A 25,577-nucleotide genomic window follows, 5' to 3' on the forward strand; every position below is an offset into this window, starting at 1 on the left:
CCGCCCCGCCCGGGGCGGTGGCGGCAGCCATCAGACAGGCAGCCGGGGTGCTCGCACCAGCGCGCCGCGCAGGGTGTCCAGGGTCTGCTCAAGGGGGTTCGACGAGGTCAGCCCGGCGGCGAAGCGGTGGCCGCCGCCACCGAGCTCAGTGCACACCGCGCCGACGTCGATGGCGCCCTTGGAACGCACCGACACCCGCCAGACCTCGTCGGCGCCCTGCTTGCAGACGACCGCCACCTCGGCCTCGGCGGTGGTCCGCACGATATCGATCACCCCTTCGATCTCGTCCAGGGTGAGCCCGGCGCGGGTGAGGTCCGGGAACGCGCACCACGTCCAGACCAGGTCGTACTCGGGCTCCAGGCGGGCCCGGCCGAGCAGCTCGCCGAGCAGCCGCAGGTAGCCGAAGCGGTGGGTGTCCCACACCGTACGGGTGATCAGGTCGTGGCGGATGCCGGTGGCCAGCAGCCGCGCGGCCAGCTGGTGGACGGCCGGGGTCGTCGCGGCGTAGCGGAACGAGCCGGTGTCGGTCACCAGACCGGTGTAGATCGCCACGGCCAGGTCGTGGTCGAGCTCCACGCCGAGCGCGTCGATGACATCAGTGATCATCACGCTGGTGGACGCTGCGGCGGCGTCGATGACGTTGATGTCCCCGAACCGGGTGTTCGAGGCGTGATGGTCGATCACGACCATCCGGCGGGCCCGGGTGGCGACCCGGCCCAGCGCCCCGAGCCGGCCGAGGCTGCCGGCGTCCAGCGTCACCACCAGGTCCGGGGTCGCCGGGACCAGCGACGGCGGGACGAGGAGGTCCTGGCCGGGCAGGAAGGCCAGGGAACGTGGTACCACGAACGGGTCGCTGTCGAACGACACCGACGCCCGGCTGCCGAGCGTGCGCAGGGCCAGCCCGAGCGCGATCGCCGACCCGAGGCTGTCCCCGTCCGGGTCGACGTGCGCCACCAGCAGGATACTCTCGCCGCCCTGGACGGCGGACAGGATCGCCTCCACCGCGCGGCCCCGTTGCTCACCGGCCACGTCCTCGGACTCCGCCTGCGCCCGAGCCGTTGCGTCCCCGGCCTCGGGCACCGGTAGCAGGGACAGGTCCGCGAGGCTCGTCACGTCGGTCATCGCAGCTCGACCCCCATCATGTCCCCATCAGGCCCTCGTCAGACATCATGCCCCCAGCGGGCTCGTCATCCTCACGAGGCTTACGGTAAGGGTCGGCCTCACCGGCCGGTCGGGCGCCATCCCGCACGCCGGCAAGGCTCGCGTCCCGCTTCCGGGCAGTGATGATCAGTTCCTCGAGGTGACGGGCGTCCTCCGGCAGCCGGTCGTGGACGAAGGTCAGGGCCGGAGTGACCTTGACCCCGGTCTGTCGGCCGACCTGGCTGCGCAGCAGGCCCTTGGCCGACTCCAGCGCGCGGGCCGAGTCCGCCCGGTCCGCGTCGTCGCCGTAGACGGTGTAGAAGACGGTGGCCTCGGTCAGGTCCGGCGTCACCCGGGCATCGGTCACGGTGACCATGCCCAGCCGGGGGTCCTTCACCTGACGTTCCAGCGCGGCCGCGACCACCTCACGGATACGCACCGCGAGCCGGCGGGCCCGAGCAGGGTCAGCCATGGCTTCCTCCCGTCACTGTCGCCGCATCCTCGTCGGGGGAATCGTCCTCGTCGGAGGAGTCGTCCTCGTCGGAGAAATACCGTACTCGCGCCGAAAGCAGCTCCAGTTCGGGACGCTGCGCAACCAGGCGCTCACATGCCTCGACGATCTCGACGCAGTGGGCCCGGTCCGCGGCCACCACGGCCACGGCGATCTGTACCCGACGGTGCAGATCGTGATGGCCGGTCTCCGCCGCACTCACCGCATACCTGCGGCGGAGCTCCGCCACCACCGGCCGGACCGCCGACCGTTTCTCCTTCAGCGAGCGGATGTCGCCGAGGAGAAGGTCGAACACCGCCGTTCCTGTCCACATAGCCGTGTCCTCAAGGCTGCCCGGGAAGCTCCTCAGGAACGGGGAACCTCCCGCTGCTCGAAGGTCTCGATCACGTCATCGATCTTGATGTCGTTGAACGAGCCGAGCCCCACACCGCACTCGTAGCCCTCCCTGACCTCGGTCGCGTCGTCCTTGAACCGCTTGAGCGACTCGACCGTGAGGTTGTCCGCTACGACGACACCGTCGCGGACCAGGCGTGCCCTGGCGTTGCGGCGGATGAGCCCGGAGCGTACGAGGCAGCCGGCGACGTTGCCGATCCGCGGCACCCGGAACACCTCGCGGACTTCGGCGGTCCCGAGCTGGATCTCCTCGTAGACCGGCTTGAGCATGCCCTTGAGCGCGTTCTCGATGTCCTCGATCGCCTGGTAGATGACCGAGTAGTAGCGGACGTCGACGCGCTCGCGCTCGGCGAGCTCCCGCGCCTTGCCCTCGGCGCGGACGTTGAAGCCGAGGATGACCGCGTCGGACGCGCTGGCCAGGTTCACGTCGTTCTCGGTGATCGCACCGACGCCGCGCCCGATGATCCGCAACGAGACCTCGTCGCCGATGTCGATCTTGAGGAGCGAGTCCTCGACCGTCTCGACCGAACCGGACACGTCGCCCTTGAGGATGAGGTTGAGCTGGGTCTTCTCGCCCTCCTTCATCCGCTCCAGGATCGTCTCCAGGGTCGGGCGGCCGCGACTGAGCGCGAGCTCGGCGTTGCGTTCGCGCGCCTGCCGCCGCTCGGCGATCTGGCGGGCGACCCGGTCCTCCGGGACGACCAGGAAGTTGTCGCCCGCGTCGGGAACACTGGTGAACCCGAGCACCTGGACGGGCCGGGCCGGGCCGGCCTCGCTCACCGGGTCACCGTGCTCGTCGAGCATCGCCCGGACGCGCCCGAACGCCTCGCCGGCGACGATCGAGTCCCCGACCCGCAGCGTCCCGCGCTGGACGAGGACGGTGGCCACCGGGCCGCGGCCGCGGTCCAGCCGGCCTTCGATCGCCACCCCCTGGGCCTCGACCTCGGTCGGGGCACGCATGTCCAGCGCCGCGTCGGCGGTGAGGATGACCGCCTCGAGCAGCCCGTCGATGTTGGTGCGGTTGCGGGCGGAGACGTCGACGAACATCGCGTCACCGCCGTACTCCTCGGCGACCAGCCCGTACTCGGTGAGCTGCCCGCGCACCTTCTGCGGGTCCGCCCCCTCCTTGTCGATCTTGTTGACGGCGACGACGATGGGCACGTCCGCGGCCTGGGCGTGGTTGAGCGCCTCGATCGTCTGCGGCTTGACGCCGTCGTCGGCGGCGACCACCAGCACCACGATGTCGGTCACCTGCGCGCCACGGGCACGCATCGCGGTGAAGGCCTCGTGACCAGGGGTGTCGATAAAGGTGATCTTCCGCTCTTCGCCGTCGACCTTCGCCCGGACCTGGTAGGCCCCGATGTGCTGGGTGATCCCACCGGCCTCGCCGCTGACCACGTCCGTCTGCCGGATCGCGTCGAGCAGCTTCGTCTTGCCGTGGTCGACGTGGCCCATGACGGTCACGACCGGTGGGCGCGGCTGCAGCTCGACCTCGTCGCCGTACTCACCGCCGAAGGACAGGTCGAAGCTCTCCAGCAGCTCCTTGTCCTCGTCCTCGGGGCTGACGATCTGCACGTCGTACCCGAGCGTCACGCCGAGCAGCTGCAGGGTCTCGTCCGTGCACGACTGCGTCGCGGTCACCATCTCACCGAGCTGGGTGAACACGACCTGGACGAGCGCGCCCTGGTTGGCGTCGATCTTGTCCGCGAAGTCGGCCAGGGAGGCGCCCCGGGGCAGCCTGATGACCTGCCCGTTGCCGCGCGGGACCATCGCCCCCATGCGGGGGGCTTCCAGCCCGCTCTCCCACTCCTGCCGCTTCGCACGCTTGGACTTGCGCTGGCGCCCCGGGCGGCCACGGCCACCGGGACCGAACGCACCGGCCGTGGTGCCACCGCGGCCGCGCCCCCCGGAGGTGGGTCGGCCGCCGGGACCACCGGGACCACCAGGGCCGCCGGGACCGCCACCGCCGGGACGGCCGGGGGCACCCGCGCCCCCACCGGATCCGGCGCCGGCCGGACGGCCGGGCGCGCCACGGCCGGCGAAGCCGCCGCCGCCACCCGGGCGCCCGCCACCGGGACGGCCACCGCCACCGCCGGGAGCCGGACGGCCACCGCCACCGCCACCACCGCCGCCGGGACGCGGCCCGCCCCCGGCGGGGCGGGAGGGGAACATGTTCGGGCTGGGCCGGGGACCACCGGTACCGCCGGGGCGCGGCGGCATCTGGCCGGGCGACGGCCGCGGGCCACCGGTACCACCGGGGCGCGGCGGCATCTGGCCGGGCGACGGCCGCGGGCCACCGGTACCACCAGTGCGCGGGCCGCCCGCGCCGCCCGGACGCGGGCCACCGGGCCGCCCACCGCCGCCTGGGCGGTGCGGCGGCGCGGCCGGCGTACCACCGGAGGCCCCGGAAGCCGGCGGCTGCGACCGTGACTGCGAGCCTGATGTCGTGTACGGGTTGTTACCCGGAGCGGCCGACCGGGGGCCGGGACGCGGGCCCGGCGTGGGGCGTGGGCCGGAGCTCTTCGCCGACGCCCCGGGGGCCGGGGCGTTCTTCGCCGACGGGGCCTGCGCCGCCGGGCCCGTGTTCGGCGGGGCCTGCGCGGGCGTGTTGTGCGCGCCGCCCGGGGAGCCCGGGGAGCCCGGCCGCGGAGGTGGAGGCGGAGTGGGCGCACCCGGGCGGGGCCGGGCGTGCTGCGGAGCCGACGGGGCGCCCGGCGTGGCGCCCGGGCTGGCCGCGCGCGCCGCGGAGGGGTGCGGTGCCGGCGGCGTGCTCGGACGCGATGGGACGACCGGGCCTGAGGGCGTCTGGCCTGAGGGCGTCTGGCCTGAGGGCGTCTGGCCTGAGGGCGTCTGGCCGGCGGGCGTGGCCGGGGCCGCGGGGCCGTGCTGACGGGCCGGCCCGCCCGGGCGACCGGGTACCCGCGGGCCCGGGCGGGGCGGTGGCGGCCCTGGACGGGCACCTGGCACCGGCCGGGCGCTGTTGCCCGCGGGGGCTCCGCCGCGCCCGGCGGAGCGCTGCGCACCGGCGCTCTCGGAGGGGAACGACTCCTTGAGCTTGCGGACGACCGGTGCCTCGACTGTGGATGATGCCGACTTCACGAACTCGCCGAGATCCTTCAGTTTGGCAAGCACGGTCTTGCTGTCGACGCCGAGCTCCTTGGCGAGCTCATGTACGCGGGCCTTTCCTGCCACGGTGCTCCTTCGTTCGGCCCGCGGTCCGCCCGCGTGACCCTGGTTACCTGCTGGTCGTGATCATGGCTGCGTGCTCATCGCGCGGTCATCGCTGTCTCGACCTGCTTCCGTGTCGACATCGGGTGATGTCGTCCGATCTTCCGTCAGCCCCGCATCGGTGCGAGGCCTGTCCGTCCTACCGCTGCTCCCCGGCCGTGCGCCGCTGGACGAGGTGCGCCCTGACATGCTCAAGCCCGAGCGGCCCCGCGACCCGCAGCGCCCGCGGAAACGCCCTGCGGCGTTCCGCGAGGTCCAGGCATGCCAGATCGGGGTGCAGGTGTGCCCCCCGCCCAGGCATACAGCGGCGAACATCTGGTCTGAGCTCACCGCCTACCGCCACCGTACGCATCAGGTCCGACCGCGCCACCCGGGCACGACATCCCACACATGTACGGACCGGCTCCGCACGGCGTGCGCCCATCAGTCTATCTCGTTGCACCTGACGAGGGGCCGCCGGTAGCGGGAGATCTCCGTGGGAAGGACGGCGACGCGGCCCGCCGGGCACCCGCCTCCGCACCATCCCTTACCACTGCGTCACCAGCGCCTTCCGTATCCGAGTGTATGTCGATGCGCCACCCGGTCAGGCGTGCCGCCAGCCGGGCGTTCTGCCCCTCCCGGCCGATGGCGAGGGAAAGCTGGTAGTCCGGCACGACCACCCGCGCCGCGCGGACGGCGGGATCGGTGACCTCGACCCGCGCCACCCGCGCCGGTGACAGCGCGTTACCGACGAACGCGGCCGAGTCGGCGGACCAGTCGACGATATCGATCTTCTCACCGTGCAGCTCGGCCATGACGGCCCGCACCCGCGCTCCCATCGGGCCGATGCAGGCGCCCTTCGGGTTCACCCCGGCCACCGTCGACCGAACCGCGATCTTGCTGCGGTGGCCCGCCTCCCTGGCGATCGCGGCTATCTCCACCGTGCCGTCGGCCACCTCCGGCACCTCCAGCCGGAACAGGCCCTTGACCAGCTCCGGATGGGTCCGCGACAGGGTCACCGTGGGGCCGTGCACGCCCCGGGTGACGCTGACGACATAGCACTTGATCCGGTCCCCGTGCTCGAAACGTTCGCCGGGGACCTGCTCGGCGGGCGGCAGCACACCCTCGAGGGTGCCGAGATCGACCAGAACGACCTTCGACCCGGCCCGCTGCTCGTGGTGCTGGACGACGCCGGAGACGACCTCGTGCTCCCGGTCGGCATACTGCCCGTAGGTGATCTCCTGCTGGGCCTCGCGCAGCCGTTGCATGATCACCTGCTTGGCCGTCATCGTGGCGATCCGGCCGAAGTCCGCGGGGGTGTCCTCCCATTCCCGCGTCATCCCGTCCGGGGAGGTCTCGCGGGCGTACACCGCCACCTGCCCGGACGTCCGGTCGATGACCACCCGGGCGTCCGCGGCCGCCCCGTCGGTGTGCCGGTAGGCGGTCAGCAGCGCGGTCTCGATCGCCTCCACCAGGGTGTCGAAGGCGATGTCCTTCTCACGTTCGATGCCGCGCAACGCCGCCACGTCGAGTCTCATCGCTGCGCCTCCGCGTCCTGGGCCTCGCCGGCCGCGAGGACCTCGTCGCCTACAGGATGCTCGTCGCCCGCGGGATCCTCATCGCCGGTCGCGAGGTCCTCGTCGGCTGCGCGGAACTCCACCTGCACGGCGGCTCTGACCACGTCGGCAAAGGATATCCGCACCACGTCGCCGACGGCCGCGCGCCCACCCTCGGGCACCAGTTCGGCCGCCTGCTCGTCCGTGGCGCGCACCCGCCCGAGCAGCTGCCGGCCGTCCCGGGTGCGCACCGACACCAGCCGTCCGCGGGCCCGGCGCCAGTGCCGCGGCGCCACCAGCGGACGATCGACACCGGGCGAGCTGACCTCGAGGACGTACGGCCCGGCCAGCGGCGGGCCGCCGGCCGCCGGATCGGTCTCGGCGGCGTCGAGCACGGCCGAGGCCACCCGGCTGGCCTCGGCGGCCGCGTCCAGGTCCACTCCGCCGTCGCGGTCCACGACCACCCGGACCACGCTGCGGGATCCGGCCCGGCTGACGGTGACGTCCTCCAGGTCGAGCCCTCCCGCGGCCAGCGCGGGGGTGAGCAGGCGCACCAGCTCCGCCCGGGCGGAGCGGGGCCGGGTGTCCGGGCCTCGCGGCCGCGTCTGGGCGCGACGTCGCCCACCACCGGCATCGACGGCGGCGCCCCCGGCGTCGGCGGCACTGGTTGTGGCCACGGCGTCGCCCATGTCGACCCGCTCCTTTCTCGGATGGTGCTCTCCGGAGATCCTGAGCCTACGTCCGCCGTCGCTGTGACAAGCTGCTGGACCGTGAGCGTGACAGGTGCTGGCCGGCGGCCGAGCCGGCGGGGTGTTCTCGGTGCGCTCCCGCTGGCCGCGACGGCCGCGCTCACCGGCGCGCTCGCCAGTGAGCTCACCGGCTGTAGCTGGACCCGGTCGGCGTACGGCCCGGGCGGGCCTGGCGGCCCGGACACCGTCGACAACACCCTGCTCGAGGCGGTGACGCGGTCCGAACAGGGCCTGCTCGTCGCGTATGATCAGGCTATCCTCGCGCATCCGTCGATCGCCGCCACCCTGGCGGTGCTGCGTGCCCACCACGCCGAGCACGCCGGCCGTATCGGATCGGCAGTGACCGGCGGCTTCACAATCATGACCAGCCCACCGGGGACGCCCCAGCAGACCACAGTGCCCCAGCAGACCGCGGCATCCCAGCAGGCCACGGTCGCCGCGCTCGTCCAGCTGGAGCGGCAGGCCGCGGCTCTGCTGCGCGCCCGGTGCCTGACGGCGGCCGTGGGCGTCGTCCCCCTGCTGGCCAGCATCCACGCGTCCGAGCTCGCCCACGCCGACCTGCTCACCCAGCTGGCCAGGTGACCGCTGGTGACGGACGATCCGGGCACCGTCAGGGCGCTGTCCGGTCTGCTCGCGGTGCAGCACGCCGCCGTGTACGCCGCCGCCGCGGCCGGCGGCGCGCTGGCGCCGCTGCGGCCCGTCTCGGACCCGGCCCGGCTGCTCGCCCAGAGCGCCTACGGCGCCCACCGGGAGCTGCGGGACCGGCTGGTGGCCGAGATCCTCGGCCGCGGCGGCAGCCCGCCCGCGGCCGAGCCCGCGTACCAGCTGCCGGTGCCGCCCACCGGGCTCACCGGCGCGCTCGAGCTGCTCGCCGCCGTCGAGGACCGCTGCGCGGCCGCCGCGTACGACGCGCTCGGCGCGCTGGCCGGCGACCTGCGCGCGCTGGTGGTCGACGTGCTGGCGGGCACGGCGGTGCGCGGCCAGCAGGCGCGCCTCGCCGCGGGCCAGCCGGTGGAGCGGGCCGTCCGGGCGCTGCCCGGCGTCTGAGGACGCGGGCTTCAGCGGCCGACCCAGGCGTCACGGTCCTGGCCGAGCTCGCCGACGATCGGGGGCAGGCGGCCGCTGGCGATGTCGGCGAGCGTCACCTCGTCAAGGACCCGGCGTATGCTGACCCGCACGGCGATCCACACCTCCTGGAGATGTTTGGCGGCGCCTTCGTACACCGCCTCCTCCGGCCGGCGGCCCCGGACGCTGGCCAGTGGGCCGTCGGTGGCCCGGATGACCATCGCCACGGTGATCTCGTTCGCCGGCCGGCAGAGCCGGTAGCCGCCGTCGGCCCCTCGCCGGCTGAGCACCAGGCCGCTGCGGCGCAGGTCGGTGAGGATGTTCTCCAGGAAGCGCAGCGGCAGATCCTGCGCGGTCGCCAGCGTCTCACCCTTGACGAGGCCGCCGTTGGACGCGGCCAGGGTGAGCAACGCACGCAGGGCATAGTCGGCTCGCGCGGAGATCTGCATGCACCCATCTTGCCGGATCACTCAGCGTGACTGAGGCGGCAGCAGCCCCCGGCGGGCGCGCAGCCGGCGGTCGCCGGCGTTGAAGGCGGCGTCCACCAGCACCCCGATGATGAAGATCGTCATCATCATCGCCAGCACACCCACCGTGTCCAGCAGCTGCCGGCTGTCCTCCAGGTCCGAGCCGATGGAGGGATGGCCGGGGACGACGACGAGCAGCTCGCCGGCCATCAGGCTGCGCCAGGCGAACGCCCAGCCCTGCTTGAGCCCGGCCAGCACCGACGGCAGGGCCGCCGGTGCCACCACCAGCCGGTAGAGCTGCAGGCCACGCGCTCCCATGGTCCGGCCGAGCCTGGTCAGCAGGGGCGGGACGTAGTCGATGCCGCTGATGACACCGTTGGCGATCGACGGCGCCGCGCCGAGCACGACGACGAAGAGGATCGCGGACTCGGTGAGCTTGAACAGCATGATCGCCAGCGGGAACCAGACGATGGACGGCATGGTCTGCAGCGCCGTGATGAACGACCCGACCGCGGAGCGCAGCAGGGAGAACCGGGCCACGGCCACACCGACGATCCCGCCGATGAGGATGGCCAGCGCGTACCCGGCCACGGCCCGCTGCAGGGTGCGGGCTGCGGCCGACCAGAAGTCACCGGTGGTGACCCTCTCGGCCAGGTCCGACAGGGCCTCGCCCGGGCCGGGCAGCACATAGGAGGGCTTCCAGCCGCTCCACACCACGACCTGCCACAGCAGCAGGAAGATGACGACCGCGCCCAGCTTCGGCCAGGTCGCCGACCAGATCCTCAGCGCGCGCGGGGGACGGGGCTCGACGGCCGTCTCGAGGGCGTCGAGCCCGGCGAGCGCGGCGTCGACGTCGGCGGCCACATCGGCGTCGGACGCGACCGTGGCCTCAGTGGCCATGGCGGACCACCTCCTCACGCAGCCGGTCGGTGATGGCCACGGCCAGCGCGGCCACGTCGGGCGAGTCGATACGGCGGGGACGCGGCAGCCCGACGTCGAAGATCTCGGCCACCCGCCCCGGCCGGCTCGACAGCAGCACGACACGGTCGCCGAGGCGCACCGCCTCCCGCACGTCGTGGGTGACGAACAGGATGGTCACGCCGGTCTCCCGCCAGATCCGTTCCAGCTCGTCGTGCAGCAGGTCGCGCGTCATCGCGTCGAGCGCGCCGAAGGGCTCGTCCATGCACAGCACGTCCGCCTCCTGGGCGAACGCCCTGGCGAGGCTGACCCGCTGGCGCATGCCGCCGGAGAGCTCGTGCGGACGCTTGTCGGCCAGGCCGGCGAGACGCACCAGCCTGAGCAGCTCCTCGACCCGGGCCTTCCGGTCGGCCCGGGGGACGCCGCGGATCCTCATCGGCAGGGCGACGTTCCCCCCGGCGGTCAGCCACGGCAGCAGCGCCGAGTCCTGGAACATCAGCCCGACCTGGCGGCCGCCCACGTCGACCGTGCCGGACGTGGGCCGGTCGATGCCGGCGAGGATGCCCAGCAGTGTCGACTTCCCACAGCCGGAGGCGCCCAGCAGACAGACGAACTCCCCCGGCCGGGCGTCGAAGGAGACGTTGTCGAGTGCGTGGACGCGGTGTGAGCCGGACCCGAAGACCCGGCTCACACCGTCGATCCGGACCGCGCTCGCGTCGATGACAGCGGTCACTGGAAGCTGCTCCCTGCTCCTCCGGAAGGTGTAGCTACTGCGCGGCCACCGACGGCTTGCCGCTAGCCGTCAGCAGCGCGTTCACGGCCGTGAGATCGAAAATGCCGTTCAGGTCGGCCTTGGGCAGCAGGCCGAGCTCGGTCGCGTGATCGGCCGAGGCGACCAGCGACGACGCGACCGGGTCGACCGTGAACGTCAGGCGCTTCCAGGCCGGCTCGATGACGGCGTCGGCCAACGGCTTGCCGGACAGCTTCGCCAGCCCCTGGTTGGTCACGTCCCGGCCCTTGACCGGGTCGGCGTTGAGGGCGTCGACCGAGGCGGCGTTCGCCTCCACCAGACGCCTGACGATCTCGGGGTTGCTCTTGAGGTAGTCGGTGCGCACCAGCAGCAGCGTGGTGACGAACCTGCCGCCGGGCCATTCCGTCGCCTCGTCGACCAGCAGCTTCCCGCCGTCGGAGACCAGCCGGGACAGGGTCGGCTCGGGCACCCACGCGCCGTCGATGGCACCGGACTTGAAGGCGTCCACCGTGACCGTGTTGTCCTGCGGACGGATCTGGACGTCACCGCCGCCGCTCTTGTCGGTGGCCAGGCCGTGCTGCTTGAGGTAGTAGCGCAGGGCCACGTCCTGGGTGTTGCCCAGGCTCGGGCTGGCGATCGTCCTGCCCCGCAGCTGCTCGACCGAGGTGATGCCGCTCTTCACCACCAGCCCGGCGCCGCCGGAGGTCACCCCCGAGATGATCCGGACGGCCTCGCCCTTGGACTTGGTGAAGGTGTTGACCGCCGGGTTCGGCCCGATATAGGTGGCGTCCAGCGCACCGGAAATGAGCGCCTCGGATGCCTGGACGCCCGAGTTGAACGTCGAGGTCTGCAGTTTCACGCCCGGGCCGAGCTTCTGCGCGAAGATGCCCTGATCGATGCCGTAAACGGCGGGTGCGTGGGTGAGGTTGGGAAAATAACCGAGCCGCAGGGTGCCGGTCGGGCTGCCGCCGGTGTTGGCGGGCGTGACGGTCTTGTCGTCTCCCCCGCTCGAGCAGGCCGCCAGTGCCAACGCCAGCGCGCCGGCCGTGAGCAGTGGCGTGACCCGGCGCCACAGCCTCCTCGAGGACATGAGCCTTCCCTCCACCGTGGCAGCACACAGCGCCACGAAATTCGATAGAAGTGGTTGAGAAGGAGAGGATGCCAGACTTACGACAAGGTCGCCATCCCGGCTCTTTGTTCACAGAAACGATTGGAAAACAGCCGGTGGGGACTCGGCAGCGGACAGCCAGAACAGGCGGCCGGCGGACCGCCTGGAACAGACATCAGGAACAGACGGTCAGAAATCAGGAGCGGACGGTCAGAAAAGGATCGACGCGAAGGTCCCGGCCCGGTGGAAGCCCACCCGGTCGTAGGCCCGGCGGGCGGCATGGTTGTACTCGTTGACGTAGAGGCTCACCACGGGCGCGAGGGTGGCCTGCGCCAGCGCCACGACGCTGGCCGTGCCCGCCGTCCCGATCCCCCTGCCTCGCAGCTCCGGGGCCACCCAGACCCCCTGGATCTGGCAGACGTCCCCGGCGACCGCGCCGATCTCGGCTTTGAACACCACGCGCCCGTCCTCGATACGGGCGAAGGAACGGCGCTGGTTGACGAACTCGGCGACCCGGGCCCGGTAGAGCGCGCCGCCGCCGTCACGGACCGGGGACACCCCGATCTCCTCGGTGAACATCGCCACGCACGCCGGCAGCAGCACGTCCAGCTCGTCCGGCCGCACCTGGCGGACGGCCGGATCCGGAGCGGCCGCGGGCGGACCGGAGATCGCCAGCAGCGGCTGGTCCGCCCTGACCTCGCGGGCCGGCCCCCAGCCCGGTTCCAGGTGCCGCCACATCGCCAGCACCGTCTCGGCCACCCCGACGATCGAGGAACACCGGCGGCCCTGGCGACGGGCCCGTTCGGCGAACACCTTCGCCGACGCCGGGCCCGCCGCCACGGGCCAGAGGTTCGCCCCCGAATAGCACAGCGCGGCCAGCCTGCCGTCGACCACATGGCCCCACATCTGCGCCCCGAGCCGCCAGGGAGCGAGCCCGCACACCTGCACGCGGGAGGCGACGAACACGTCGGCGATCGGGTTACGTGCCAGCACCTCCCGCACCGCCGGCAGGTCGTGGTCGTCGAGCAGGCGGATGGGAGCGGAACGCAGCGGCAGGCCCATGGTCACGAGTATTCGAGGTTAGCTGGCCGAAACCGACGGTTCACCGGAAACGCCGTCAGCCTCCAGTTCCTCGGCCAGCCGCATGGCCTCCTCGATGAGGGTCTCCACGATCTGGGCCTCGGGCACGGTCTTGATGACCTTGCCCCGGACGAAGATCTGGCCCTTGCCGTTGCCCGAGGCCACCCCGAGATCGGCCTCGCGCGCCTCACCGGGGCCGTTGACCACGCAGCCCATGACAGCGACCCGCAGCGGCACGGTCAGCCCGTCCAGCCCGGCGCTGACCTCCTCGGCCAGCTTGTACACGTCGACCTGGGCACGGCCGCAGGACGGGCAGGAGACGATCTCCAGAGTGCGCTGCCGCAGGCCCAGGGACTCCAGGATCCCGATACCGACCTTGACCTCCTCGACCGGGGGCGCGGACAGCGAGACCCGCAGCGTGTCCCCGATGCCCTCGGACAGCAGTGCGCCGAAGGCCACCGCCGACTTGATCGTGCCCTGGAACGCCGGGCCCGCCTCGGTGACCCCGAGGTGCAGCGGGTAGTCGCAGCGCTGCGCCAGCAGCCGGTACGCCTGGACCATCACGACCGGGTCGTGGTGCTTCACGGAGATCTTGATGTCGGTGAAGCCGTGCTCCTCGAACAGGGAGCACTCCCACAGCGCCGACTCCACCAGCGCTTCGGGGGTGGCCCGCCCGTACTTGGCCAGCAGGCGCTTGTCCAGCGAGCCCGCGTTGACCCCGATACGGATCGGGGTGCCGGCGTCGATGGCGGCCCGGGCGATCTCCCCGACCTTGTCGTCGAACTCCTTGATGTTCCCGGGGTTGACGCGGACGGCGGCACAGCCGGCGCTGATCGCCGCGAACACGTACTTCGGCTGGAAGTGGATGTCGGCGATCACCGGGATCGGCGACTTCTTCGCGATGGCGGGCAGCGCGTCCGCGTCGTCCTGGCTGGGGACGGCCACCCGCACGATCTGGCAGCCGGCCGCGGTCAGCTGCGCGATCTGCTGCAGGGTGGCGTTGACATCGGAGGTGAGCGTCGTGGTCATGGACTGGACGGAGACGGGCGCGTCCCCGCCGACCGGCACGTTGCCGACGCGAATCTGCCGGCTGCGGCGCCGGGAGGCAATCGAGAGGGCCGGCGCCTCAGGCATGCCGAGAGTTACGGTCACGATGTCCTCACTGGCGTGTCGATGGTCACGAAGGTCAGAAACTGGACGAAAGTCACGAGGTGTTACCACTCGCCGGTTTCCGGATATCGGCGGCGTAAAAAGTTCTGATCACACCCTCGTTGACCGGCTAGTTGAATCTGATCGGGTTGATGATGTCGGCGAACAGGATGAGCAGGCTCAGTAGGGCGAAGGAGGCGACCATTACATACGCCGCGAACATGAGCTTCGCAAGATCGACACGTTTGGTCGGGCCCCGGTAGCCGGCGAGCCTGCGCACACCGTGGCGGGCCTGTTCGAAACCGAGCACCGCCAGGTGCCCACCGTCGAGCGGGAACAGCGGCAGCAGGTTGAACAGGCCGACCGCCAGGTTGACCCCGGCTACGAGAACGATGAAGTCGCCTATCCGCTGGCTCGCGGAGGAGTCCGGGGCGGACAGCAGCTCACCACCGACGCGGGCCGCGCCGACCACACCGACCAGCCCGTTGGGGTCGCGGTCGGGGCTGAACAGGTTCGTGAGCTCGCCGAGCCGGTGGGTGAGCGTGTCGTACATGCCGGTGACACCGCCGCCCATGACGCTCAGGGTCTTCGGCACGGCCGAGACCGGGTTGTACCGGACGGTCTCGTAGCCCTGTGCGATCCCGATCGCCCCGACGGGGTCGTTGCCGGCGAGCCCGGTCTGCCGGTCACGCATGACCGAGACCAGCTCCGGGTACAGCGTGACGGTCCGGCCGGCGCGCTCGACCACCAGGGGCGCGGCCCCCGCGCCGTGGGCGCGGATGAGGCGGGTGAACTGGTTCCAGCTGGTGACCGGCGTGCCGTCGAAGCTGACCACCCGGTCGCCCGCGCGCACGCCCGCGCGTTCGGCCGGCCCGGCCGGCGCGCCCGGGGCGCACCCGTTCGCCACCGGCACGCAGACCGTCCTGCCGACCGTGTTCTCGCTGGGGCGTGAGGTGCCCAGCGCCAGCAGCACGCCGTAGATCAGTACCAGCGCGATGACGAAGTGCATGAACGACCCGGCCACCAGCACGACGGCCCGCTGGTGGGCCGGCCGGGTGTGGAACGCCCGGTGGGCGTCGGCCGGGTCGATCTCCTCGAGCGGGGTCATCCCCTCGATCTTGACGAACCCGCCGACCGGCAGCGCCTTGATGCCGTACTCGGTCTCGCCCCGGGTGCGCGACCACAGGGTGGGGCCGAACCCGACGAAGAACTTCGACGCCTTCATACCGTAGTGACGGGCCGTCATGAAATGGCCGGCCTCGTGCAACAGGATCGAGACGAGCAGTGCCAGCGCGAACGCGACAATGCCGACTGCGTTGGTCATGGTGCGCTCACGCCCCGATCACAGCACTACACGCTTCTACTGGGTACCTCTCGGTCACGAAGGCATCACGTCTCGATCAGGCTCCTTGATCGATGAGGGAGCGCACCCGGGCGCGCGCGTCCCGCTCGGTGTCCAGGACCTCGTCCAGGCTCGGACGCTGCACCACGGTGTGCGCCGTGACCACCTCGGCCACCACGTCGACGATGCGCACGAAGGGCAGCCGGTGGTCGAGGAAGGCCGCCACCGCCTCCTCGTTGGCGGCGTTGAAGACGGCCGGCGCGGTCCCCCCGCGACGGCCGGCCTCGCGTGCGAGGTCGACGGCGGGGAACACCGTGGCGTCCAGCGGCTCGAAGGTCAGCGACTGCGCCCGGCGCCAGTCCATCGGGGCCTGGGCGTGCGGCACCCGGTCGGGCCAGCCGAGCGCGAGGGCGATCGGCAGCCGCATATCCGGCGGGGAGACCTGGGCGAGCGTGGATCCGTCGGTGAACTCGACCATCGAGTGCACCAGCGACTGCGGGTGGACGACCACGTCGATGTCGTCGTAGGGCACGCCGAAGAACAGGTGCGCCTCGATCAGCTCGAGGCCCTTGTTCATCAGGGTGGCCGAGTTGATCGTGACGAGCGGGCCCATGTCCCACGTCGGGTGCGCCAGGGCCTGCTCGGGTGTCACCTCGCCCAGCTGCTCACGGGTACGGCCACGGAACGGCCCACCGCTCGCGGTCAGGACGAGCTTGCGCACCTCGGCGGCCCGGCCGCCGCGCAGGCACTGGGCGAGCGCGGAGTGCTCGGAGTCCACCGGGACGAGCCGGGACGGGTCGCCGCCGAGGGCGTCGAGCACCAGCGGGCCACCGGCGACGAGCGACTCCTTGTTGGCCAGGGCCACCGTGCGGCCCGCCCGCAGCGCCGCGAGCGTCGGGGCGAGGCCCACCGACCCGGTGATGCCGTTGAGAACGACGTCGGACGGCCAGGCGGCGACCTCCGTGGCGCCGTCCGGCCCGGTGAGGATCTTCGGGATGGCGTACTCGCCGCGCCGGAAGCCCCGCCGGGAGGCCTCCGCGTAGAAGGCGAGCTGGAGGTCCTGCGCGGCGGAGGCACGGGCCACGCCCACCGCCTCGACGCCCAGCTCCAGCGCCTGGGCGGCCAGCAGGTCGACCCTGCCGCCGCCGCCGGTGAGCGCCACCACGCGGAACCGGTCGGGATTGCGTTTCACCACATCGATGGCCTGGGTCCCGATGGAACCGGTCGAACCGAGCAGGACAACCTCACGCGGGGACGGTGACTCGACCACGTGGACCATTGTCGCAGGCGTCATCCGGCTACGACGACACCTGTTCGCATGCCGACACCCGGCCCTGCCTGGGCAGGACCATCCGCGCCCGGAAGAGGGCGGCGGTCACCGTCGATATGGCATTTGTCATAGCCGCTGCCATAGCCGCGGCCTGTCGTCCCGGGTATCCCGATTTCCCGGACGCGGGGTTACCAGAAGTAGTCATCCGCCCGGCGGGGTGGTGGCCGGCGCCGGCTGCGGATGCCCCCGGAAGTAGGCCAGAGCGACCTCCGAGGCGCTGAACCGCGCGCGGGCCGCTCCGCTGGGCGGGTCGGCGTCGGGGTCCGGCCAGACGTGCCCGCCGCCCTGCACCGCCAGCAGGCCCACGTCACGCCCGCCCGGGCAGGCCGTGTAGATCAGCCGCCGCAGGGCGAGCGACCTGGTGTCGTCGATCCAGGGGGCCGCCGGGCCGCAGCCCACGAAGCCGGCGTAGCGGTCCAGCCTGGCCTGCACCGGCTCGGCTGCGCCGCCCTCCAGCGGCGTCACCGGGTCGCTCGCGCCGTGGATGGCCAGCAGGCTCGGTGCCGGGGAGGCGCAGGTGGCGGGCACAGCGGCGAAGGCCACCGGTACCACCGCGGCGAACACGCCGGGCAGCGCGCAGGCCGCGGCCACCGCCATGTCCGCGCCGTCCGCGAGGCCGGTGGCGAAGACCCGCCGGGCGTCCAGGCACATCCGCGCGGTCAGGTCGCCGACGAGCGCGGTCACGAAGGCCACGTCGTCCGGGCCGGCCGCGGGGCCGCGGGCGGAGTTCCACTTCCCGGCCACGCCGTCCGGGATGGCCACCGCGTAACCGGACCTGGCGCCGGCCTGGCCCAGATGGGTGTAGCCCTCCACCGCGGCGGCGTTCTCCCCGGCGGCGTGGAAGACGACGATCAGCGGGAGTGGTCTGGCCGGGGTGCTCACGGGGGGGACGGCAAGCTGATAACCACGGGTGTCCGCGCCGACCCGCAGCGTCTGATTGCTCGATCCGGCCGGGATGCTCTTGCCGGACACGCATCCGCTCACCACAGCCGGTGACGCCGACGCCCGCGGCGTACCGGCGCCAGCGCCGGCTCTGGCGCCGCCGACGGCCCCCGGCAGCACGCTGGCGGCGTCAGGGCCGCCCGCCGCGCCGTCCCGCTGCCCGGCCTCGGTGACCGTGCCGCCGCCGTGCCCGCCGGCGTACAGGACCAGCACAGCGACGATCATTACCGCCCCGGCCACCGCGACGAGCGGCGCCCACAGCGGGGAGCGACGGGACGGGACCCGGCGGGCGGGACGGCGCTCACCTGTCGGCACGGGCACTCCTGTCCGGCCTGTCCGTATCCGGCCCGGTCGGGGCGTCGGCGGCGAGCTGCCCACAGGCCGCCGCGATGTCACGCCCCCTGGTGTCACGGACGGTGGTCGCTATACCGCGTAACCGTAACCGTCGGACGAACTCGCGCTCCCGACGCCGCTCGCTCGCCTGCCAGGACACCCCCCGGGTCGGGTTGAGCGGGATCAGGTTGACGTGGACGAGCCTGCCGGCGAGCAGGCCCGCCAGCGCGTCGGCGCGTTCCGGCTGGTCGTTGACATCGTCGATCAGGGCGTACTCGACGCTGACCCGGCGGCCGGTCGTCTCGGCGTACTCCCACGCGGCGGCGAGCACCTCGGCCACCGGCCAGCGCCTGTTCACCGGGACCAGGCTGTCCCGCAGCTCGTCGTCGGGCGCGTGCAGGGAGACCGCCAGCGTCACCGGCAGACCGGCCCCGGTGAGCCGGCGGATCGCCGGCACCAGCCCCACAGTGCTGACGGTGACCGAGCGGGCGGACAGCCCGAGGCCCTCGGGCTGCGGGGCGGTCAGCGCCCGCAGCGCCGCGACCACCGTGGCGTAGTTCGCCAGCGGCTCCCCCATGCCCATGAACACCACGTTCGACAGCCGGGCCGGCCCACCGGCGAGCTCGCCGCGAGCGGCGGCCCCGGCCGCGGCGACCACCTGCTCGACGATCTCGGCGGCGGACAGGTTGCGGGTCAGCCCGCCCTGGCCGGTGGCGCAGAACGGACAGCCCATGCCGCACCCGGCCTGGCTGGACACGCAGACCGTGGCCCGGTCCGGATAGCGCATCAGGACGGACTCGATCAGCACTCCGTCGAAGGCCCGCCACAGCGTCTTGTGGGTGGCCCCGGCGTCGCAGGTCATGACCTTGGCGGGGGTCAGCAGCGCGGGCAGCAACGCGTCCAGTAGCACCGGGCGGGAGGCGGCGGGAAGATCCGTCATCGCCTCGGCGTCGCCCGCGCGCAGGTACCTGGCGAAGTAGTGCCGGGCGACCTGGTCGGCCCGGAAGGCCGGCTCGCCGAGCGAGACGGCGAGCTCCCGCCGCTGCGCGGTGGTCAGGTCCGCGAGATGGCGGGGCGGGCGCGGCCTGGGCGCGGCGACAAGCGGCAGCGGCCGGGCCGGCACGGACGGGGCGGCGGAGGAGGAGAGGGCCATGGCCCGTCCAGTGTGCCAGGTCATGGCGGCGGCACGAAAACAGTGATCAGCAGCCAGGCCACGGGGACAGTGCAGAGCACCGAGTCCAGCCTGTCCATGATCCCGCCGTGCCCCGGCAGCAGGGTGCCCATGTCCTTGATGCCGATGTCCCGTTTGAGCAGCGACTCACCAAGATCACCAACGGTGGCGGTGCACACCACCGCGAGGCCGAGCAGCACCCCCTGCCAGACGGCGGCGTGCAGGGCCCCGGCCATCAGGGTGCCGGCGACGAGCACGCAGGTAACGGTGGAGCCGGCGAAGCCCTCCCAGGACTTCCCCGGGGAGACGTTCGGGGCGAGCTTGTGCCGGCCGCCGGAGAGCACACCGGCCGCATAGCCGCCGATGTCGCTGGCCACCACGGTGGCCAGGCAGGCGGCCATCCGCCACGACCCGTCCGACGGGCTGGTCAGCAGTGCGGCACACCCGGCCGGCAGGCCCACGTAGGCCGCGCAGAACGCCCCCGCGGCCACGTCGTGGAGCAGGTGGTCGCCCCCGTGGGCGAGACGGCACGCCGTCACCACGACCACGGTCGCGGCCAGGGCCACCACCAGCGCGGACGCACCCCCGGCGTAGGCGGCCGCGGGCATCGCCGCCGTGCCCGCCGCCAGCGGCGGCAGCGCGATCCGCGCCCCGAGCTGGCGCAGCGCCCTGACCAGCTCGTACGTGCCGATCGCCATCGCCACACAGATGACGGCGATCCACAGCGGCCGGACCGTGAACAGGGGGACGAGGATGACCAGGGCCAGCACGACCCCGACGGCGATCGCGGCCGGCAGGTCCCGACCGGCCCGGACACCACGCGGGCGGGGCGTGCCGACCGCCGGCCCGGTGCGGGTCACGACGTCATCTGGTTGTCGAGGCTGTCGAGGCTGTCGATGTCGGTCAGACCGCCAGCAGCTCCGACTCCTTGTGCCGCAGCAGTTCGTCGACCTGGCTGACGTACCGGTGCGTCGCCTCGTCCAGGTCCTTCTCCCCGCGCCGGCCCTCGTCCTCGCCGGCCTCGCCGTCACGGACGATGCGGTCGATCGCGTCCTTGCTGTGCCGGCGCACGTTGCGGATGCTGATCCTGGCCTCCTCCGCCTTCGTCCGGGCGACCTTGGCCAGGTCACGCCGACGCTGCTCGGAGAGCTCCGGGAACACGCAGCGGATGATCGTACCGTCGTTGCTCGGGTTCACCCCGAGGTCGGAGTCGCGCACGGCCTTCTCGATGGCGGCCAGCGAGCCCTTGTCGTACGGAGTGATGATCACCATTCTCGGTTCCGGGATGTGGAACGACGCGAGCTGGTTCACCGGGGTCGGCGCACCGTAGTAGTCGACGAGGACCTTCGAGAACACCGACGGGGTGATCCGTCCCGTCCGGATGTTGGCGAAGTCGTCCTTCGCTACCGCGACCGCCTTGTCCATTTTCTCCTCGGCCTCGAGGAGTACATCGTCGATCACCGTCGTCCTTCCGTCCCGCCCTCGTCCGCACTGACCAGGGTGCCGATCTTCTCACCGCGGACGGCCCGCAGTATGTTCCCTTCCGTCAGCAGGTCGAAAACCACGATCGGCAGCCTGTTGTCCATACACAGGCTGATGGCCGTGGCGTCCATGACCTTCAGCCCACGAGACAGCACCTCGCCGTAGACGAGTGTGTCGAAACGAACCGCGTGGGGGTTCGTCGTCGGGTCGGCGTCGTACACACCGTCGACCTTGGTGGCCTTGAGAACAGCCTGCGCCTTGATTTCCAGTGCGCGCTGCGCGGCCGTGGTGTCGGTGGAGAAGAACGGCGCTCCCAGCCCCGCGCCGAAGATGACGACACGGCCCTTCTCCAGATGCCGGATGGCCCGCAGCGGCAGGTAGGGCTCGGCGACCTGCCCCATGGCGATCGCCGTCTGCACCCGGGTGACGATGCCCTCGCGCTCGAGGGCGTCCTGGAGGGCCAGACAGTTGATCACTGTGCAGAGCATGCCCATGTAGTCGGCCCGGGCCCGGTCGACACCGCGCTCGGCCAGCAGCTGGCCACGGAACATGTTGCCGCCGCCGACCACGATCGCGACCTCGATACCGGTCCGGCTCACCTCGGCGATCTGGCGGGCGATCGTCGCGAGCGTCTCCGGGTCGATGCCCAGTGGCTCGCCACCGGCGAACGCCTCTCCGGAGAGCTTCAGCAGCACCCGTCGCCAGTGCACCTCGGCAACGCCACTACGGAGTGGAGCCGTTTCCGTGTCCCTGATGGCGTTTTCGATCACGAGCGGCCCCCTCGCCCTCGGCTACGATCATCGGCCGGTGAATATGCACTGCGAGTAGTCTGCCCTACCCGATCGGATCGCAGAACCTCTGACCGCCGCCTCCGGTTCGTTCGACGTACACCTGGACGTACCCATGACGGACAGCGGGAACGAAACGCCTCCGGTGAGAGGCTGCGGCCGGGACCGCAGCCCCGGCCCCGGCGACGGAAGCGGCGCGGATCAGGCTGCCCTGACGTTGAACCGGGCGAACCGGCCAACCTCGATCTTCTCGCCGAGCGAGGATCCCGCCTGCTCCAGCAGTGCGCGGATGGTGACCTTGCTGTCCCGGACCCAGGGCTGCTCAAGCAGGACGACCGCTTTCACGTAGCCGTTCAGCCGCCCCTCCACGATCTTCGGGAGCGCCTGCTCGGGCTTGCCCTCCTCGCGGGCCGCGGCCTCGTAGATCTTCTTCTCCTGCTCGAGGACCTCGTTCGGGATCTGCTCCGCGGTCACGTAGAGCGGATCCGCCGCCGCGACGTGCTGGGCGATGTCCCGCGCGAGCTGCTTGAACTGGTCCGTCTTCGCGACGAAGTCGGTCTCGCACTTCAGTTCCAGCAGAACACCGATGGTGGGGGGCAGCTGCGGGTCGGTCTTGTGCAGGTAGGACTCCACCAGGCCGTTGGAGGCGCTGCGCCCAGCCCGCTTGGCGACCTGCGCCAGACCCTTCTCCCGCAGCCAGGACCTGGCCTTCTCGAAGTCGCCGTCGTTCTCGACGAGCGCTTTCTTGACGTCGCTCATCCCGGCGCCGGTGAGTTCCCGGAGCTTGCGGATGTCAGCGGCGGTGATTTCTGCCATGGTGCTCTTCTCGTTCCATCCGGCTGCTGGTGTTGGTGGGAGCCACCGGGGCGCCCGGGCAGCGCGATCGTCGTTTTTCTTCACGCTGCCGGGCCCTGGTGCCCCGTAAGGTCGCTACTGGGTCCTGCGAGGACGTGCTGCTCTGATGGGTGCTGCGCGCGAAGGCCGGGCAGGCCGGCGCCCGAAACGGCTGGTCAGACCCGGGCGGTCGCGGCGCCCACCACGGAGACGGCGTCGGAGTCGGGGTGGGCCGGCGTGGCCGGCGTGGCCGGCGTGGCCGGTGCCTGACCGGCCGGCTGCTGCGCCTCGGAGCCGGCCTCCGCCGACGCGTCGGCGGAGGAGGCCTGCCCCCGCAGCAGCTCCTGCTCCCACTCGGTCAGTGGCTCCCCCCCGCTGGGCGTCTCCGGCTTGACGTCCGCCGACGTCGCCCCGCCCGCACGGGCCACCAGCCCGTCCGCCACGGCGTCGGCCACCACCCGGGTGAGCAGGGTCGCGGAGCGGATGGCGTCGTCGTTACCGGGGATCGGGTAGTCGACCTCGTCCGGGTCGCAGTTGGTGTCCAGGATCGCGACGACCGGGATGCCGAGCTTGCGGGCCTCCCCGACGGCGATGTGCTCCTTCTTGGTGTCGACGACCCAGACCGCGCTCGGCACCCGGGTCATGTCCCGGATACCGCCGAGGGTCCGCTCGAGCTTGGCTTTCTCCCTGGACAGCACGAGCTGTTCCTTCTTCGTGCGGACCTCGGTACCACCGGTCAGCTCGATCTCCTCGAGCTCCTTCAGCCGTTGGAGACGCTTGTACACCGTGGAGAAGTTGGTAAGCATGCCACCGAGCCAACGCTCCTTGACATAGGGCATGCCAACCCGCTGCGCCTGCTCCTCGATGGCTTCCTGGGCCTGCTTCTTCGTACCGATGAACAGGACGGTGCCACCATGCGCGACGGTTTCCTTGACGAAGTCGTAGGCACGGTCGATGTAGGACAGGGTCTGCTGCAGGTCGATGATATAAATGCCGTTGCGCTCCGTGAAGATGAAACGCTTCATCTTCGGGTTCCAGCGCTTCGTCTGGTGTCCGAAATGCACACCGCTCTCGAGCAACTGCTTCATGGTGACGACGGCCACGGCTCGTCGCTCCCTTCTGCGCCGGGGGTACCGACGCACCTCGGTTACCGGCCCCGGCCAGTGGCCAGGGCCCCTGACGCCCTGCTGGCCCCTACCGCCGCGGATGGCAGCGGACCGAGGGAGCCTTCCAGCCGCACCGGAAGGGCGGGCGGAGAAGGGCGTGTGGATTCAGCTCGATGGTTCGAGCCGTTCCCCAATCCTACGCCCACCCGCGCGCCGCCCCCCAGCGGGTTGTCCACAGGCGGGTTGTCCACAGGCAGCCGCCCGGCCGTGACCGCCGGGCCCGCACCGGTCACCGTGGCAGCAGCGGGAGCGGACGCGGGCCGCCACGGGCGCGCCCCGGCTCCCGGGCCCGCACGTCGCACGCCCCCGGAGGCGCCATGATCCCGCCGTCCCGACACCGCCCGTTCCTTCTCCTGCTGCTGACGGCCGCGCTGCTCGCCCTGGTGGCCACCGGGTGGCCGCACCCGCTGACCGGCTACGGCACCCGAGCGGCCACCTCCCCCGTACAGCCGGCTCCCACCCGGCCGGCTCCCACCCAGCCAGCAGTGCTCGACAGCGGCGTCGGCACGGGCCCGGCGTCACCAGGGCGAGCCGTCGCGGCATCATCAGACCCGCTCTGGCGCGCCCCGCTGGACGGGCCGCTCGTCCTCGGCCGCCCCTTCAGCCCGCCGCCGTCGCCGTACGGCCCCGGCCACCGCGGCGTCGACCTGGTGGCCGCCCCGGGTACGCAGGTGCGGGCCGCCGGCCGGGGCGTCGTCACGTTCGCCGGAACGATCGCCGGACGAGGTGTGGCGGCCGTCAGCCACGGATCGTTGCGGACGACCTACGAGCCGGTGGATCCGACCGTGGCGGCCGGCCGGACGGTGGCCGCGGGCGAGCCGATCGGCCGGCTGGTGGCCGGGCATCCCGGCTGCCCCGCCACCGCCTGCCTGCACTGGGGCCTGCTCGAAGGGGCCCGCTACCTCGATCCACTCAGTCTGCTGCGGCGCCGTTCACCGCGGTTGCTGCCCCTCGGGTGAGCCGGCCGCCCCGGGCGGGATCGTCTGCCATCGCTGCCGGGCAGCCGGGCCCTCCGCTGCCGGGCAGCCGGGCCCTCCGCTGCCGGGCAGCCGGGCCCTCCGCTGCCGGGCAGCCGGGCCCTCCGCTGCCGGGCAGCCGGGCGCTCCCCGGCTGTCAGGCCCGCGGATGGCTCTGCTCGAACGCGGCACGCAGCCGTTGCGGCGTGACATGGGTGTAGATCTGTGTTGTGGTGGGGCTGGCATGACCGAGGAACTCCTGCACCGACCGGAGATCCGCGCCGCCTTCCAGCAGATGCGTGGCCGCGGAGTGGCGGATGTCGTGCGGGCTGACCGGCCCGGTCCCGTCCGCCGCAGCGGTCCGGGCGGCCAGGATGCGCCGGACCGTCCTGGGGTCGAGCCGGCGGCCGCGCACCCCCAGGAACAGCGCCCGCCCGCTGCCGGCCACGGCGAGCGCCGGGCGGCCGGCCGCAAGCCAGCTCCGCAGGGCCCGCCCCGCCGGCACGCCGAAGGGGACGGCGCGCTCACGCCCGCCCTTGCCGCGGACCCGCACCAGCCGTCGCTCGTCGTCGATGTCGTCGATGTCGAGACCGCACAGTTCGCCGACCCGGGTGGCGGTGGCGTACAGCAGCTCGAGGACGGCGTCGTCACGGACGGCGGCCGCGCGCCGGATGACGACCGCGTGCCGGCTGGCCGCGGGCAGGTCACCATCGTCGGGCAGCGGCCGGGGGCGGGCCGCCAACAGCTCCCATGTCTGGGCGGCGGTCAGCACCGTCGGTAACGACGCAGGCCGCCGGGGGCCCGCCAGCCGCTCGGCGACGTCGGCGGCCAGCCATCCCTGCCGGGCCGCGAACGCGCTGAAGCCGCGCGCCACCGAGACCCGCCTGGCCAGGGTGGTGGCGGCGGCCCCGCGAGCCCGCATCCCGGCGAGCCATCCGCGCAGCACCCCGAGATCGACGCCGGCAAGCTCGTCGAGCCCGGCATCCTGGGCGTACCCACGCAGATGGGCGAGATCGGCCCGATAGGCACGGACGGTCTCCGGGGACCGGCCACGCTCGGCCGCCAGATGGCGAAGGTACGCCGCAACCGCGACATCCCAGGAAACCTGGGCCTCCTGACAGGCCCCGGCCCCCCGGGAA

The 25,577-nt window shown here is 72.4% G+C and carries 26 protein-coding genes; 3 read left to right on the plus strand and 23 right to left on the minus strand.

From position 1 onward, the window contains the following. Positions 1–30: 30 nt before the first annotated feature. From AC5LSR_RS01670 to rimP, 7 genes are all read right to left on the minus strand, one after another. Positions 31–1,122 carry a DHH family phosphoesterase gene (locus AC5LSR_RS01670; RefSeq protein ID WP_250282243.1) on the minus strand — a complete coding sequence of 364 codons (1,092 nt, stop codon included), beginning with the start codon at positions 1,120–1,122 and terminating at the stop codon, positions 31–33. A 16-nt stretch (positions 1,123–1,138) separates the two neighbouring features. Beyond that, entirely contained in the window at positions 1,139–1,612 is a 474-nt protein-coding gene (rbfA, locus tag AC5LSR_RS01675) for a 30S ribosome-binding factor RbfA (protein WP_250282241.1), read from the minus strand. Continuing rightward, positions 1,605–1,964, minus strand: a complete 360-nt coding sequence (locus AC5LSR_RS01680; protein ID WP_250282238.1) for a DUF503 domain-containing protein — start codon at positions 1,962–1,964, stop codon at positions 1,605–1,607. The genes rbfA and AC5LSR_RS01680 overlap by 8 nt, the downstream gene beginning before the upstream one ends. A gap of 32 nt (positions 1,965–1,996) precedes the next feature. Further along, positions 1,997–5,236 carry a translation initiation factor IF-2 gene (gene infB / locus AC5LSR_RS01685; protein WP_493464376.1) on the minus strand — a complete coding sequence of 1,080 codons (3,240 nt, stop codon included), beginning with the start codon at positions 5,234–5,236 and terminating at the stop codon, positions 1,997–1,999. Between the two features lie 175 nt (positions 5,237–5,411). Further along, positions 5,412–5,795, minus strand: a complete 384-nt coding sequence (locus tag AC5LSR_RS01690) for a YlxR family protein (protein ID WP_445548520.1) — start codon at positions 5,793–5,795, stop codon at positions 5,412–5,414. Then, the gene (gene nusA / locus AC5LSR_RS01695; protein ID WP_250287379.1) at positions 5,701–6,789 is read right to left on the minus strand and encodes a transcription termination factor NusA; all 1,089 of its coding nucleotides are present in this window, start codon (positions 6,787–6,789) and stop codon (positions 5,701–5,703) included. The genes AC5LSR_RS01690 and nusA overlap by 95 nt, the downstream gene beginning before the upstream one ends. Continuing rightward, positions 6,786–7,496, minus strand: a complete 711-nt coding sequence (gene rimP, locus AC5LSR_RS01700; protein WP_250287380.1) for a ribosome maturation factor RimP — start codon at positions 7,494–7,496, stop codon at positions 6,786–6,788. Before rimP ends, nusA begins: the two co-directional genes overlap by 4 nt. A gap of 81 nt (positions 7,497–7,577) precedes the next feature. Here rimP and AC5LSR_RS01705 point away from each other — a divergent pair, with 81 nt between their 5' ends. Continuing rightward, positions 7,578–8,138, plus strand: a complete 561-nt coding sequence (locus AC5LSR_RS01705) for a hypothetical protein (RefSeq protein WP_250292397.1) — start codon at positions 7,578–7,580, stop codon at positions 8,136–8,138. 6 nt (positions 8,139–8,144) lie between these two features. Next, positions 8,145–8,603 carry a DUF4439 domain-containing protein gene (locus tag AC5LSR_RS01710; RefSeq protein ID WP_493464374.1) on the plus strand — a complete coding sequence of 153 codons (459 nt, stop codon included), beginning with the start codon at positions 8,145–8,147 and terminating at the stop codon, positions 8,601–8,603. Between the two features lie 11 nt (positions 8,604–8,614). Here AC5LSR_RS01710 and AC5LSR_RS01715 read toward each other — a convergent pair whose 3' ends face one another. The 15 genes from AC5LSR_RS01715 to rpsB all read right to left on the minus strand — a co-directional run bounded on the left by AC5LSR_RS01715 (position 8,615) and on the right by rpsB (position 23,419). Further along, entirely contained in the window at positions 8,615–9,070 is a 456-nt protein-coding gene (locus tag AC5LSR_RS01715) for an RrF2 family transcriptional regulator (protein WP_250286088.1), read from the minus strand. Positions 9,071–9,091: 21 nt separating this feature from the next. Next, the gene (locus tag AC5LSR_RS01720) at positions 9,092–9,988 is read right to left on the minus strand and encodes an ABC transporter permease (RefSeq protein ID WP_250286087.1); all 897 of its coding nucleotides are present in this window, start codon (positions 9,986–9,988) and stop codon (positions 9,092–9,094) included. Continuing rightward, positions 9,978–10,739, minus strand: coding sequence for an ABC transporter ATP-binding protein (locus AC5LSR_RS01725; protein ID WP_250286086.1), 762 nt, complete (start codon positions 10,737–10,739; stop codon positions 9,978–9,980). The genes AC5LSR_RS01720 and AC5LSR_RS01725 overlap by 11 nt, the downstream gene beginning before the upstream one ends. A gap of 34 nt (positions 10,740–10,773) precedes the next feature. Next, positions 10,774–11,847 (minus strand): ABC transporter substrate-binding protein, encoded by a 1,074-nt coding sequence (locus AC5LSR_RS01730; protein WP_250286085.1) that lies wholly within the window; start codon positions 11,845–11,847, stop codon positions 10,774–10,776. 228 nt (positions 11,848–12,075) lie between these two features. Next, positions 12,076–12,927, minus strand: a complete 852-nt coding sequence (locus AC5LSR_RS01735; RefSeq protein ID WP_250286089.1) for a GNAT family N-acetyltransferase — start codon at positions 12,925–12,927, stop codon at positions 12,076–12,078. Positions 12,928–12,945: 18 nt separating this feature from the next. Then, positions 12,946–14,097 carry a flavodoxin-dependent (E)-4-hydroxy-3-methylbut-2-enyl-diphosphate synthase gene (gene ispG / locus AC5LSR_RS01740; RefSeq protein ID WP_250286084.1) on the minus strand — a complete coding sequence of 384 codons (1,152 nt, stop codon included), beginning with the start codon at positions 14,095–14,097 and terminating at the stop codon, positions 12,946–12,948. Between the two features lie 127 nt (positions 14,098–14,224). Continuing rightward, complete coding sequence (locus AC5LSR_RS01745; protein ID WP_250286083.1) at positions 14,225–15,418, minus strand: M50 family metallopeptidase; 1,194 nt, start codon at positions 15,416–15,418, stop codon at positions 14,225–14,227. 76 nt (positions 15,419–15,494) lie between these two features. After that, entirely contained in the window at positions 15,495–16,730 is a 1,236-nt protein-coding gene (gene dxr / locus AC5LSR_RS01750; protein ID WP_250286082.1) for a 1-deoxy-D-xylulose-5-phosphate reductoisomerase, read from the minus strand. A 177-nt stretch (positions 16,731–16,907) separates the two neighbouring features. Beyond that, a complete protein-coding gene (locus AC5LSR_RS01755; protein ID WP_493464372.1) occupies positions 16,908–18,023 on the minus strand; it encodes a CE1 family esterase in 1,116 nt (371 codons plus the stop codon). Further along, positions 18,010–19,194, minus strand: a complete 1,185-nt coding sequence (gene rlmN, locus AC5LSR_RS01760) for a dual-specificity RNA methyltransferase RlmN (RefSeq protein ID WP_250285131.1) — start codon at positions 19,192–19,194, stop codon at positions 18,010–18,012. Before rlmN ends, AC5LSR_RS01755 begins: the two co-directional genes overlap by 14 nt. Before the next feature lie 20 nt (positions 19,195–19,214). Next, positions 19,215–20,072: a phosphatidate cytidylyltransferase gene (locus AC5LSR_RS01765; protein ID WP_250285132.1), complete on the minus strand. Its 858-nt coding sequence runs from the start codon at positions 20,070–20,072 to the stop codon at positions 19,215–19,217. Between the two features lie 43 nt (positions 20,073–20,115). Next, entirely contained in the window at positions 20,116–20,673 is a 558-nt protein-coding gene (frr, locus tag AC5LSR_RS01770; protein WP_250285133.1) for a ribosome recycling factor, read from the minus strand. Then, the gene (gene pyrH, locus AC5LSR_RS01775; protein ID WP_250285147.1) at positions 20,670–21,449 is read right to left on the minus strand and encodes a UMP kinase; all 780 of its coding nucleotides are present in this window, start codon (positions 21,447–21,449) and stop codon (positions 20,670–20,672) included. Before pyrH ends, frr begins: the two co-directional genes overlap by 4 nt. A 234-nt stretch (positions 21,450–21,683) precedes the next feature. Then, complete coding sequence (tsf, locus tag AC5LSR_RS01780) at positions 21,684–22,298, minus strand: translation elongation factor Ts (protein WP_250285134.1); 615 nt, start codon at positions 22,296–22,298, stop codon at positions 21,684–21,686. 194 nt (positions 22,299–22,492) lie between these two features. Next, the gene (gene rpsB / locus AC5LSR_RS01785; protein WP_250285135.1) at positions 22,493–23,419 is read right to left on the minus strand and encodes a 30S ribosomal protein S2; all 927 of its coding nucleotides are present in this window, start codon (positions 23,417–23,419) and stop codon (positions 22,493–22,495) included. A 380-nt stretch (positions 23,420–23,799) separates the two neighbouring features. Between rpsB and AC5LSR_RS01790 the strand changes: the two genes are divergently transcribed. Next, a complete protein-coding gene (locus AC5LSR_RS01790; protein WP_250285136.1) occupies positions 23,800–24,441 on the plus strand; it encodes a M23 family metallopeptidase in 642 nt (213 codons plus the stop codon). Between the two features lie 154 nt (positions 24,442–24,595). On the opposite strand, the gene AC5LSR_RS01795 is transcribed toward AC5LSR_RS01790, so the two are convergent. Continuing rightward, on the minus strand, positions 24,596–25,577 hold a 982-nt coding region (locus AC5LSR_RS01795; protein ID WP_493464370.1), incomplete at its 5' end, for a tyrosine recombinase XerC.

The sequence above is a fragment of the Protofrankia sp. CiP1_Cm_nod4 genome, from assembly GCF_982290645.1.